The 12,222-nt window shown below is 68.4% G+C and carries 9 protein-coding genes; 5 read left to right on the top strand and 4 right to left on the bottom strand.

The features are described 5' to 3' along the window. Positions 1–63: 63 nt before the first annotated feature. The 3 genes from ABD115_RS15470 to ABD115_RS15460 form a co-directional block, all read right to left on the bottom strand. Entirely contained in the window at positions 64–1,419 is a 1,356-nt protein-coding gene (locus ABD115_RS15470; protein WP_343962514.1) for an NAD-dependent succinate-semialdehyde dehydrogenase, read from the bottom strand. A 130-nt stretch (positions 1,420–1,549) separates the two neighbouring features. Then, positions 1,550–2,530 carry a DUF4349 domain-containing protein gene (locus ABD115_RS15465; RefSeq protein WP_343962512.1) on the bottom strand — a complete coding sequence of 327 codons (981 nt, stop codon included), beginning with the start codon at positions 2,528–2,530 and terminating at the stop codon, positions 1,550–1,552. 52 nt (positions 2,531–2,582) lie between these two features. Further along, positions 2,583–3,809, bottom strand: coding sequence for an MFS transporter (locus tag ABD115_RS15460; protein ID WP_343962510.1), 1,227 nt, complete (start codon positions 3,807–3,809; stop codon positions 2,583–2,585). A gap of 254 nt (positions 3,810–4,063) precedes the next feature. On the opposite strand from ABD115_RS15460, the gene ABD115_RS15455 reads away from it, so the two are divergent. Together ABD115_RS15455 and ABD115_RS15450 are read left to right on the top strand one after the other, a co-directional pair. Then, positions 4,064–4,558, top strand: coding sequence for a DUF7832 domain-containing protein (locus ABD115_RS15455; protein WP_343962508.1), 495 nt, complete (start codon positions 4,064–4,066; stop codon positions 4,556–4,558). Beyond that, entirely contained in the window at positions 4,551–4,997 is a 447-nt protein-coding gene (locus ABD115_RS15450) for a hypothetical protein (RefSeq protein ID WP_343962507.1), read from the top strand. The genes ABD115_RS15455 and ABD115_RS15450 overlap by 8 nt, the downstream gene beginning before the upstream one ends. 41 nt (positions 4,998–5,038) lie before the next feature. Here ABD115_RS15450 and ABD115_RS15445 read toward each other — a convergent pair whose 3' ends face one another. Then, complete coding sequence (locus ABD115_RS15445) at positions 5,039–9,127, bottom strand: DUF3418 domain-containing protein (RefSeq protein ID WP_343962506.1); 4,089 nt, start codon at positions 9,125–9,127, stop codon at positions 5,039–5,041. A gap of 60 nt (positions 9,128–9,187) precedes the next feature. Here ABD115_RS15445 and ABD115_RS15440 point away from each other — a divergent pair, with 60 nt between their 5' ends. From ABD115_RS15440 to ABD115_RS15430, 3 genes are all read left to right on the top strand, one after another. Continuing rightward, positions 9,188–10,024, top strand: coding sequence for an aldo/keto reductase (locus ABD115_RS15440; protein ID WP_343962504.1), 837 nt, complete (start codon positions 9,188–9,190; stop codon positions 10,022–10,024). A gap of 227 nt (positions 10,025–10,251) precedes the next feature. After that, the gene (locus ABD115_RS15435; protein WP_343962502.1) at positions 10,252–11,079 is read left to right on the top strand and encodes a serine hydrolase domain-containing protein; all 828 of its coding nucleotides are present in this window, start codon (positions 10,252–10,254) and stop codon (positions 11,077–11,079) included. 61 nt (positions 11,080–11,140) lie between these two features. Further along, positions 11,141–12,184, top strand: a complete 1,044-nt coding sequence (locus ABD115_RS15430) for a malate dehydrogenase (protein ID WP_343962500.1) — start codon at positions 11,141–11,143, stop codon at positions 12,182–12,184. Positions 12,185–12,222: the final 38 nt, after the last annotated feature.

Here is a 12,222-nt window from a genome sequence, read left to right as displayed (position 1 = left end):
GGGGTGTGGATCCGCTATCGGATCCACACCCCTCAGTGCGTGCGCGTGTCGCGCGACGAGTGACTAGCCCGCGTAGCGGAACAGCTTCTTGTTCGCGAATTCGAGCATGCCGACCTTGCCGAGCTCGCGCCCGTAGCCCGACTTCTTGACGCCGCCGAAGGGCACGTCAGCGCCCTCGAGGCCTGCGCCACCGATGAAGACCATGCCGACGTCGAGCTGGTTGCCGACCTGCTCGGCGCGATCGAGGTCGTCGCAGATGATGACGGAGCCGAGGCCGTACGGCGAGGAGTTGGCGAGCTGGATCGCCTCTTCGTCGCTCGACACCTTGTAGAGCTGCGCGACGGGGCCGAAGAGCTCCTGGCTGTAGACGTCCATCGCCGGGGTGATGTTCGTGATGATCGACGGGGTGTAGACGTTGCCCTCAGGGGTGTTGTTGCCAACGACAACCTCAGCGCCCTGGTCGATTGCGCCCTGCACCTGAGCGGCAAGGGTCTTCGTCGCTGCGTCAGACGACATCGGGCCGAAGTCGCCGTCGGTGTACGACTGGCCCGCGATCGCGGCCTGGAACTTCTCCGAGAACTCGTCGAAGTACTTGTCCATCACAACGATGCGCTTCGAGCCGTTGCACGCCTGGCCGGTGTTCTCCATGCGGCCGCCGACAGCGTGCTCGACCGCGTGGTCGAGGTCTGCCGAGTCGAGCACGAGGAAGACGTCGGAGCCGCCGAGCTCGAGCACGCACTTCTTCAGCGCGCGGCCGGCCTGCTCGGCGACGATCGCGCCTGCGCGCTCCGAGCCGGTGAGCGAGACGCCCTGCACGCGGTCGTCGGCGATGATGTCCGAGACCTGGTCGTGCGTCGCGAAGACGTTGACGTAGGCGCCCTTCGGGAAGCCAGCGTCGAGGAAGAGCTGTTCGAGTGCGAGGGCCGACTCGGGGCACTGCGCGGCGTGCTTGAGCACGATGGTGTTGCCGAGAATGAGGTTCGGCACCGCGAAGCGAGCGACCTGGTAGTAGGGGTAGTTCCACGGCATGATGCCGAGAATCACGCCGGTGCCCTGGAAACGGAAGAAGGTCTTCAGACCGTCTTCGACCTCGAGGGGCTCGTCTGCGAGCCACTTCTCAGCGTTGTCTGCGAACGCAGCGGTGATCGCGCCAGAGAACTCAGCCTCGCCAATCGACTGGTCGAGGGGCTTGCCCATCTCGCGGTTGATGATCGCGCCGAGCTCGTCCTTGCGCTCGTCAAAGAGCTCAGCGGCGCGCTTCGCGAGCGCAGCGCGCTCGGCAACGGTGGTCTTACGCGACCACTCCTGGTAGGTCTGCTGCGTCGAAGCGAGCGCCGCTTCGATGTCGGCAGCGGTCGCGTCCGGGTACTCTGCGAGCTTCTCGCCCGTAGCCGGGTTAATGACGGCGAAGGTGCCCATAGTTGACTCACTCCTTAGTGACTTCGTCGGTGACTGGATGAAGCTAGTCTTTCACACCCTGAGGCGGATCACTAGCGCCTCGCCGACGGCCTTTTCGGCTGGCGTTCAGCGGGGCAGAATGCCCGGATCGCTAGGGCTGCTCGGCTTCTGCAACTGATTCCGCAGGTTTTGTGCTCAGCGCATTCTCAGGGGAGGCGGCCCGCCGGGCGCGCCGCTTTCGGGCGCGCAGCGGGAGCGCAATCGCGAGCACGACGATCGCTGCGAGCGCGATCCACGGAAGCGCGACCCCGAACGCGATGAACGCGGCTGCGAAGAAGCCGCCGATCGACGCGACGCCCGCCTGCAGGGCCTCCCAGAACGTCTGGGGCCCGCCGCCCGGCAGCGCGCTCGGCTCGCTGAGCGACACCCAGATCGTTGCCTGCTCGACCGACGATTCGAGCGATTCGAGCTGCGCGCGCAGCCCGTCAAGCTCCTGCTGGCGTGCCGAGAGCGCGGTCTCGGCCTCGATGAGCTCGCTCGTCGTTGCCGCGCCGTTGAGCAGTTCGGTGAGCCGCTCAACCGAGGCGGTGAGCGCAGCGACGCGGGCCTGAAGATCGACGTGCGCCTCGGTGACGTCGTCTGCTGAACGCTGCTCCGACACTACGTCGCCGAGCTCGGCGAGCTTGGTCATCGCGGCCTCGAGCCGCTCGGTCGGCACCCTAATGCTCACGTCGGCCGTGTGGGCCGATGCGCCGGCGCTCGACACCGACTGCGACGTCACGGATCCGCCGAGATCGCCGGCAATGACCGCGACGCCCGCCGCTGCATCGCGGGCAGACGGCACCGTGAGCTGCATACTCGCCGTGCGCACGATCGAGCGGTCTGCCGCCGATTGCTCCTCGGCGACCATGCTCGGATACGGGGCGTCGCCGGGCTGCGCGAACGCGTCGCCGCCGGTCTCATCGAGCCTGGCCTCCGGCGAAGCGACCGCGGGGCCGACCGCCTCTGCGCCAGCCGCATCCATGCCCGCCGCATCGGTGCCAGCCGACCCGTCAGCCGGCGCCGAGCAGCCTGCCAGCGTGAAGATCAGCACGGCGGCCGCAGCGCCCGCGGTCAATCGCTTGAGTCTCATGTCGAAACGATAGCGCCGCAGCGCGACCGCGGGAAGACCTCGCGCGCGAACGTTATGGAAGCGGGAGCGTGATGGTGCCGGTCTCGGGCGGCTGCTCAATGTCGCGATCCTTGAGGTCGGGGACCCACTTGGTCGTGAGCGCGGCGATGATGCCGGCGATGAGAATGAGCCCGCTCGACACAATGATCGCGCCCTGAGCGCCCATCGCGTCGATCGCGACGCCGGCGATCGCGGAGCCGGTTGCGACGCCAACGAGCTGGCCCGTGCCGATCCAACCGAACGCCTCGGCGGTCTCCGAGAACTTGATGGTCGATCCGATCATGCTCGAGATACCAGCGAACGTCGGGGCGGTGCCGAGGCCGCCAATGAACAGCACGATCGAGAGCCACCAGATGTTCAGGCTCACGAGGCAGGCGAGCGTGCCGACGAGCACGACGCCGATGCGCAGCGCGAGCGACCACGGGCGCAGCGCCCGGTGGCCGATGATCAGGCCGCCGACGAGCGACCCGCCGGCGAACACCGCGAGCACGATGCCCGATTCGATGCTCGAGTGGCCGCCGCCGCCCTCGGGCGCGAAGGCACGCACGATGCCGGCCTCGATCGCGGCGAACGACGCGACGAAGAAGAACCCGATGACCGTTGCAATGATCACCGTCGGGCGCTTGAGCACCGCGCCGAGGCTCGCCTTCGATGGCGGAATCTTCACGACGCCAACCGGGCGGCTGAGAATAAACCACGCGCCGCCGCCGAGCATGAAGGCCGCGGCGACGGTGAGGCCAACGGCCGTGCCGAACTGCGCGGCGATGAACACCGCGATCACCGGGCCGAGCACCCAGATGAGCTCCTGCGCCGCAGCGTCGAGCGAGAACAGCGCCGAGATCTGCTTACCGGGCACGAGACGGGGGTAGAGCGTGCGCACCGCGGGGGTGATCGGGGGCGTCGTGAGGCCGATTGAGAACGAGATCATCGCCGTAATCGCGAGCGGCAGGTGCACGAACGCGATCACGATGATGAAGCCGGTGCAGAGCACCGAGGTGACCCACAGCACGCGGCGCATGCCAAACTTGCCCATGAGACGGCTCGACAGCGGGCCCGAGATCGCCTGACCGATGCTCTGGGTCGCGAGCACGATGCCGGCCGCAGTGTATTCGCCGAACTGCTGCTGCATGTGCAGCAGCACGATAATCGAGAGCATTCCAAACGGAAATCGAGCTGTGAGCTGCGAGAAAAGGATACGGAAAACGCCCTCGTTACGTGCGAGCTCACGGTAAATGCCCATCAGGCGATTCTAGTGCCGTTGTGGCACGCAATTCGACAGACTGTGCCGTTTTGGCACGGCGAATATTTGGGGGCATCGAGAGCCCGTCTGGGGCGGTTGAGCGCCCGCTGGCAGTTGCCCTGCGCAGACTCGTGCGCGTGGCGCTGCGGGGGATCTGCTTGGCACGGGCAGCGCGCACAGAATTCACCGAGTGCTCGCCCTCCGTTCACCCGGGTGTGGCCATCGCTGAGCAGCATGGAGTGTGAGGAGGGCACGTGGCGAAGCTTGACGACGTGAGGTGGCACACCGGGGGCGACTTCCCGGCCGACGTGCCGGCCTCGGCCGGCGCGACCCATATGGGCATGTTTCTTGCGTGGGCGGCGCAGGCGGGGCTGCTGGCCACCGAGCACGAGGTCGGCCTGGGTGACACCGTCACCGCGCTTCGCGCGCGAACCATCACGCCGGGCACCGCGATCCGCACCGCGTGCGACGGCGTGCTCTCGGGCGAGCTCTTCAGCCAGCGCGGCGGCCGGTTCGCCGAGGCCTACTACGACGCCGACGAGGGCTCCTACCTCGACGACTACGCCGACGAGTTCTGGGACACCGGCGAGACGATCTACCACGTGCCAGACAGCTGGGTGAGCTACGACCGCATCGCGGCACGCGTGAGCGAGCGCTACGAGACATGGCTCGCGGCCCAGGGGCGGGCGCGGGGCTTGGAGCGGGCGCGGGGCCTGGGGCATGACCATGAGAGCGGGGCTGATGACTAGGCGAACGCGCGACCTCATCAGATGGGGCGCGCTCGTCGTGCTCGGCTGTGCGACTGCCTTGGCTTTCGTTGCCACGGCGACGGCCGAGCACCCGTGGTCGTCTCCCGCGCCGGTGTTCGTGCCCGTGTTCGGCGGGCTCGTCGTCGCTGCGATCTGGAGATTCACCGGCAGCAGCCACCTCGACTGGGAGTTTCGCGGCGCGCCGCGTGCATCTGGCGAGCTCGTCGAGATCGCTGCGACCGACGTCAGCGAGGCCGGGTCGGCTGCCGCCGATCTCACGATCGACGTGGTCACGCCCGAAGCGACGTTTCGCGCGGTGACCCGCACCCGCATCAATCTCGGTGACATGCCCAGGTTCGTGCCGGGCGTCGCGGTCGAGGTCGCCTACCTGGCAGATCGGCGGGTGCGCTTCATCCGTCTCCTCGTTCCCGCGCGGTAGGCGCAGTAGGCGCGGGAGGCGCGGTAAGCGCGCCGGGCGCGCTACCCCGCGAGCGCCTTCTGGATGCGCGGGAGCGAGACCGCCTCGGCCGCGCGCAGCTGCTGCGCGAACAGGCTGACGCGAAACTCCTCGATGAGCCAACGGGTGCGTTCGAGGTGCGGGGGAGCATCGACGGGAAGCGGAATCTTGCCGCCCGCGTCGGCGAAGAGCACGAGCGCGCGATCCACGTCGTTCTGCCAGGCCCGGTCGCGCCCGGGGTTTGCCGGCAGCGCCTCCATGCGCAGCTTCAGCGCCTCGAGGTAGACGGGGAGGCGTTCGAGCTGCGCCGCGCCGGTGCGCGAGACGAAGCCGTCGTAGACGAGACCGTCGAGCTGCTTCGCTGCGTCGGCGACCTGCCCGAGCACCTGCAGCGACTTCGCCTTGTCGATTGCTTTCTTGGCCAGGCGTGCCCCGTCGAGCACCTTCGCGGTGAGCGCGATTGTGCCGTAGATCTCGTCGATGAGGCTGCGCGCGTAGTCATTCGCGATCGCCTCAAAGTCGGCTGCGCGCCACACGAGCCCGTCGGGGGCGTGGCGGCGGATGACGCGATCGGCGACCGCGAGCGACACGTCAGCGATCGCGGTGTCGAGCGAGCGGTACGGGCCAGCGCCCAGCAGCAGCTTCTCTTGGTTCGAGAGGTGGTCGCGCACGTAGCTCGCGGGCGACGGGCTCGAGAGCACCACGAGCCGGCGGATCCCGCGACGCGACGCCCGCTGCTGCTCGGCCTCATCGGCGACGAGCCCGAGGTCGACGCTCGTGCGCCGATCCACAATTGCGGGGTATGCGCGCACCACGCCGGCGCTGCCCGAGCGGCCCTTCGCGTAGCTCGAATCGACGTGCTTGGGGAGATCCCCGAAATCCCAGGTCGTCGCGCCGGTGCGCTCAAGCTCGCTCTTCGGCAGCGCCGCCTGCGCAACCCTGGCGACACCCTTCGTGGCCTGCTCCTTGTGCTTCGACTGCAGCTCTGCGAGATCTTTGCCTGCACCCACGGTGCGGCCACGCGCATCGATCACGCGGAACGTCGGGGTGAGGTGCGCCGGGAGCCTGGACGGGTCGAAATCGCTCGCCGTGACCTGCTGGCTCGTGCGGCGGCGAATCTCGTCTGCGAGCAGCTGTGTGAGCGACGCGTCGGTGCTGCTCCCGGCCGTGCCACCCGCGCCCGCTCCATCAGCGCCGCCGCCCTCGAGCTTCGGGCCGACGGCGCCGAGCAGCGTGCGCGCCCAGTCGGCGGCGGGTACCACGTGTTTGCGGATCGCCTTCGGCAGCGTCTTGATGAGCGCCGTCACGAGCTCCTCGCGCATGCCTGGCACGAGCTTCTCGAAGTCGCCCTGAGCGAGGCGGGGGAGCAGCGGCAGCGGCACGTTCACGGTCACGCCGTCGTCTTCGCTCGTCGGGTCGAAGCGATACTTCAGCTTCAGCGACTGATCGCCGTGCTGCCACTGCCGCGGGTAGACGGTCTCGTCGATGTCGACGGTCTCTTCTTCGAGCAGGTCTTCGCGCTTGAGGTGCAGGTACTGCGGGTCCTCCGAGCGCTTCTTCTTCCACCAGCCCTCGAAGTCGCGCGTGCTCGCGACACCCTTGGGAATGCGGGCGTCGTAGAACTCGAACACCGCCTCGTCGCCGTCGAGAATGTCGCGGCGGCGGGTGCGCTCCTCGAGCTGCACGAGCTCGCGCCTGAGCTGGGTGTTCGCGCGGTCGAAGGCCTGCGGCGAATCCCAGTCGCCGTCGACGAGCGCGTGCCTGATGAACAGCTCGCGCGCCTCGACCGGGTCAAAGCGCGAAAGCTGCACGCGGCGGCCAGTGACGATCGGCACGCCATAGAGCGTGACGCGCTCGGTCGCGACCGCGGCGCCCTGCTTGCGCTCCCAGCGCGGCTCCGAGAGCTGCCGCTTCGCGAGGGGCCCCGCGAGCTCCTCGGCCCACTCGGGGTCGACCTGCGCGTTCGACCGGGCAAATAGCCTGCTCGTCTCGACGAGCTCGACGCTCATCACGACCTCGGGCGGCTTCTTCGCGAGCACCGAGCCCGGGTACAGCACGAACCGGGTGCCGCGCGAACCGAGGTACTCCTGCGCCGGCTTGCGTTTCACCGCGCCTGGCACGTCGCGCCCGCCGCGGCCGGGGGTTGCGCGATCCTGCCGGTCGTCGCGCGCACCGAGCTGCGACAAGAGGCCCGAGAGCACCGAGCGGTGAATGAGCTCCGCCGAGCCACCCGTCGCCTCGCGCACCTGCCCCTTGACGCCGGCAGCCTTTGACAGCTGGCGCACGAGATCCATCCACTCGCGCACGCGCAAGAAGTTCAGAAACTCCTTCTTGCAGAGCCTGCGGAACGCGCTCGACGAGAGCTCGGCCTGCTGCTTCTGCAGGTGGTTCCAAAGGTTGAGCAGGGTCATGAGGTCACCGAGCGGGTCGTTGAACCTAGCGTGGAACTGATCTGCCTGCGCGCGCTCGGCGACGGGCCGCTCGCGCACGTCCTGAATCGTGAGGCCCGCGACGATCGCGAGCACCTCCGGCGCGACCTCGTGCCTGCGCGCCTCGATGACCATGCGCGCAAAGCGCGGCTCAATCGGCAGGCGCGCGAGCTCGCGGCCCGTCTTTGTGATCTGGTGGGTCGCGCCGGAGGTGCCGGCAGCGGCCGCCGCTGGCTGCGCCTGCGCCGTTCCGCCCTGCGCCGATCCGCCCCGCTGGTCCTGCGCGTCGGCCTGTGAGCCGTCGCGGCCCGATCCGCCGCGCTTTGCCGCATCGCGCTTCGCCGCGCCGCGCCCCACCGGCCGCACCGCGCCGAGCTCCTCGAGCAGGCCGAGGCCGTCGCGAATGCCGCGCTGATCTGGGGGAGTGAGAAACGGGAACCCGGCGATATCGCCGAGACCGAGCGACAGCATCTGCAGAATGACGCTCGCGAGCCCCGTGCGTCTGATCTCGGGCTCGGTGAACGCGGGCCGCGACTCGAAGTCTTCCTCGCTGTAGAGCCTGATCGCGATGCCCTCGCTCGTGCGCCCCGAGCGGCCGGAGCGCTGGTTCGCGCTCGCCTGCGAGATCGCCTCGATGGGCAGGCGCTGCACCTTGCTCTTCGCCGAGTAGCGCGAGATGCGCGCGGTGCCCGCGTCGATGACGTAGCGGATCCCCGGGACCGTGAGCGACGTCTCGGCGACATTCGTGGCGAGCACGATGCGCCGTGCGCCCGCATTCTGGCCGCTGCGGCGCTCGAACACCCGGTGCTGCTCGGCGGCCGACAGCCTGCCATAGAGGGGAAGAATCTCGGTGCGGTTCGCTGGCCCACCGCGCTGCACCCGACCCTGGAGTGCGTCGGCGGCGTCGCGAATCTCGGCCTCGCCCGAGAGGAACACGAGCACGTCGCCGCGCGACTCGCGCCCGAGCTCGTCGACGGCCTCGCCGATCGCGTCGAACATATCGCGCTCGATCTTGCGCGTCTTCGGCTGCTTGGTCTTCGGATCGATGACCTCGCGCTCCTCGACGAGCGGGCGATACCTGATCTCGACGGGATACGTGCGCCCCGACACCTCAATGATCGGTGCTGGCTCGCCGGTCTTGTGATCGGCAAAATGCTTCGCGAACGACTCGGGGTCGATCGTCGCCGAGGTGATGATCACCTTGAGATCTGGGCGGCGCGGCAGGAGCGTGCGCAGGTACCCGAGCAAAAAGTCGATGTTCAGCGAGCGCTCGTGCGCCTCATCGATGATGATCGTGTCGTAGGCCTTGAGGTCGCGGTCGCGGTGGATCGCGTTCAGCAAGATGCCGTCGGTCATCAGGCGGATCTTCGTGTCTTTCGACGCCTGGTCTGTGAACCTGACCTGGTAGCCGACGAGGCCCCCGAGCTCCGTGCCCGTCTCTTCGGCGATGCGCTCGGCGATGGTGCGTGCCGCGATTCTGCGCGGCTGCGTGTGCGCGATCTTCTCGCGCCCGAGCGAGAGCGCAATCTTCGGCAGCTGGGTGGTCTTGCCCGAGCCGGTTTCGCCCGCGACGATCACGACCTGGTGGTCGCGAATTGCGGCTGCGATCTCGTCTCGCATCTGCGAGACCGGGAGCTCCTCTGGGAACTCGATGCGGGGGCTTTGGCCTTCGGGGTTCGACATAACAGCATCCATTATCGCGCGAGACATAGACTGGCACCCAGTCGACTTAAAGGAGAGAACATGACCGCGCTTGAAATCCCGAACATTACGCTCCTCGATGGCACCGAAATCCCGCAGTTCGGGCTCGGCGTCTTCAAGGTTGACCCTGGCGAAGCCGAGCGCGTTGTCGCCGACGCGCTCGCCGCGGGCTACCGCCACATTGACACCGCCGCGATCTACGGCAACGAGGCAGAAGTTGGGGCCGCGATCGCCGCGAGCGGGGTGCCGCGCGACGAACTGTATGTGACGACGAAACTGTGGAACAGCGACCAGACCCGCGGCGAAGAGGCCTTCGCCGAGAGCCTCGCAAAGCTCGGGCTCGACCGCGTCGACCTGTACCTCGTGCACTGGCCGCAGCCGATGTTCGGCGAGGCGCTCACCGCGTGGAAATCGCTCATCAAGATTCACGAGTCTGGCCGCGCGACCTCCATTGGCGTTTCGAACTTCGAGATCTCAGACCTCGAGGAGATCATCTCGGAGACCGGCGTCGTGCCCGTCGTGAACCAGATCGAGCTGCACCCGCTGCACCAGCGCCGCGAGCTCGTCGAGTACTGCAACGCCCGCGGCATCCGCATCGAGGCGTGGGGCCCGCTCGCGCAGGGCAAGTCTGACCTCTTCGAGCGGCCCGCGATTGCCGATGCCGCTGCCGCGCACTCGAAGACCCCGGCCCAGGTGATTCTGCGCTGGCACGCGCAGCAGGGCCGCATCGTGTTCCCGAAGACCGTGCGCCCCGAGCGCATGGTCGAGAACGCGCAGATCTTCGATTTCGAGCTCACGGACGCCGAGATGGCGGCGATCGATGCGCTTGAGGCCGGGCAGAACTTCGGCACGAACCCGCACGAGATGGACGTGCGCTAGGGCCCGGGCCTGGGGCCCCGTGCCCCGGGCCCCGGGCCCCGGGCCCCGTGCCCGTGCCCGGCCCGGGCCCGTGCCCGGGCCTGGGGCCCCGTGCCAGCTGCCAGCCAAACTTTCTGCACGAAACACGCGTTTACGACGCCGCATAGCGCGCGTTTCGTGCAGAAAGTTGTAGCGGGGGCGCGAGACTCCCAGGCACCAGGCAGGCGCGAACCCGGTAGCGTGGGGCTATGGAGAGTCTGAGCCTTATCGATACCTGGCCCGTCGACAACGCAGCGGTGGCGGTCATCGCGAAAGATGGCACCACCCTGGGAACCCGCGGTGACCAAGACCGGGAGTTCGCGCTCGCCTCCGTCACGAAGCTCTTGAGCGCGAGCGCAATTCTGCTCGCCATCGAGGAGGGCGCGCTCGAGCTCGACGACCCGGCAGGCCCAGAGGGCGCCACGATCAGGCACCTGCTCGCACACGCCTCCGGCCTCGACTTCTCCGAAGATGTCGTGCGCAGCACCCCGGGCAAGCGCCGCATCTACTCGAACATCGGCATCGATACGCTTGCCGAGACCTTCACCGAGCGCGCCGGAATGCCGTTCGGCGACTACCTGCGCGAGGGCATTCTCGAACCCCTCGGCATGACCCAGACGAAGCTCGTCGGCAGCCCGGCCGCCGGCGGGGTTTCGACTGCGGCCGACCTCTCCCGGTTCGCTGCCGAGTTGCAGCGCCCGCGGATCCTGCACCCCGACACAATCGCGCAGGCGACCCGGGTCGTGTTCCCCGGCATCGACGGCGTGCTGCCGGGGTACGGCCGCCAGCGCCCGAACGACTGGGGGCTCGGCTTCGAGATCAAGGGCACGAAGGAGCCGCACTGGACGGGCCACGCGAACAGCCCGCAGACGTTTGGGCACTTTGGGCAGGCGGGCACATTTCTCTGGGTGGATCCGATTGCCGGCGTCGCCTGCGTCGGCCTCGCAGATCGAAGCTTCGGGGAGTGGGCCGCCGCGGCGTGGCCGCCCCTGTCAGACGCCGTGCTCGCAGAGCACGAGGCGACCGCGGGGGCCTAGCCCCGGGAGAGTGACGCCCGGCCAGCAGGGCCGTATGGCCGCGAATGAAAGGGAAGCGAAGATGACTATGACAGCACCACAGCAGAACCACCGCGGGCAGGCAACGCCCATAACAGTGACCATCACAGGGGCTGGAGGCCAGATCGGCTACGCTGCGATGTTTCGCATCGCGTCTGGCGCGATGTTCGGCCCCGACCAGCCGGTGGCGCTCCGGTTGCTCGAGATTCCGCAGGGCGTGAAGGGGGCCGAGGGCGCCGCGCTCGAACTCACTGACTGCGCGTTCCCGCTGCTCACGAGCGTCGACATCGCGACCGAGCCCGCGCAGGGGTTCGACGGCGCGAACGTCGCGCTGCTCATCGGCTCGCGCCCCCGCACAGCAGGCATGGAGCGCGCTGATCTTCTTGCTGCGAACGGCGCGATCTTCGGCCCGCAGGGGCGTGCGATCAACGATCATGCGGCCGACGACGTGCGCGTGCTCGTCGTGGGAAACCCGGCGAACACGAACGCCCTCATCGCGCAGCGTAACGCCCCCGACGTGCCAGCAGAGCGCTTCACCGCGCTCACGCGACTCGACCACAATCGGGCCGTTGGCCTGCTCGCCGAGCACGCTGGTGCGGCCGTCGCCGAGGTCTCGGGAGTCACGATTTGGGGCAATCACTCGACCACGCAGTACCCAGACCTCAGCCACGCCCGCATCGGCGACCGGGCAGCGCTTGACGTTGTGGGCGCCGACTGGGGCCGCGGTGCGTACATTGACCGGGTGGCGAACCGCGGAGCGGAGATCATCGAGGTGCGCGGCGGCTCGTCGGTCGCGTCGGCGGCGAACGCGGCCATCGATCACGTTCGCGATTGGGTGCTCGGCACCGCCGGGAGCGGGGGCGGATCCGATGACGCAGCTCCCTGGACCTCTGTGTCGCTGTATTCCACTGGCGCCTATGGGGTGCCCGACGGGCTCATCGCCTCGGTGCCGGCACGCTCTGTCGGTGGGCAGTGGCAGGTCGTCGAGGGGCTCGAGATTGACGAGTTCTCGCGCTCGCGCATCGATGCCTCGGTCGCAGAGCTCGCGGCTGAGCGCGATCAGGTGAGCGAGCTCGGGCTGATTTAGCCCTGATTGCTGGGGCTCGCGCGAACGAAGTCTCGTGC

The organism is Leucobacter albus, assembly GCF_039528015.1.
Classification (GTDB): Bacteria; Actinomycetota; Actinomycetes; order Actinomycetales; family Microbacteriaceae; genus Leucobacter; species Leucobacter albus.
Note: the sequence above shows the minus strand (reverse complement) of the source record. Positions and strands in the feature narration are given on the sequence as shown.

Bases quoted from the DNA above. Each gene is read 5' to 3' on its own strand.
- ABD115_RS15450 (WP_343962507.1), top strand. From the start codon at position 4,551: ATGACTAGGCGAACGCGCGACCTCATCAGATGGGGCGCGCTCGTCGTG.
- ABD115_RS15440 (WP_343962504.1), top strand. From the start codon at position 9,188: ATGACCGCGCTTGAAATCCCGAACATTACGCTCCTCGATGGCACCGAA.
- ABD115_RS15430 (WP_343962500.1), top strand. From the start codon at position 11,141: ATGACTATGACAGCACCACAGCAGAACCACCGCGGGCAGGCAACGCCC.
- ABD115_RS15465 (WP_343962512.1), bottom strand. From the start codon at position 2,530: ATGAGACTCAAGCGATTGACCGCGGGCGCTGCGGCCGCCGTGCTGATC.
- ABD115_RS15470 (WP_343962514.1), bottom strand. From the start codon at position 1,419: ATGGGCACCTTCGCCGTCATTAACCCGGCTACGGGCGAGAAGCTCGCA.
- ABD115_RS15460 (WP_343962510.1), bottom strand. From the start codon at position 3,809: ATGGGCATTTACCGTGAGCTCGCACGTAACGAGGGCGTTTTCCGTATC.
- ABD115_RS15435 (WP_343962502.1), top strand. From the start codon at position 10,252: ATGGAGAGTCTGAGCCTTATCGATACCTGGCCCGTCGACAACGCAGCG.
- ABD115_RS15445 (WP_343962506.1), bottom strand. From the start codon at position 9,127: ATGTCGAACCCCGAAGGCCAAAGCCCCCGCATCGAGTTCCCAGAGGAG.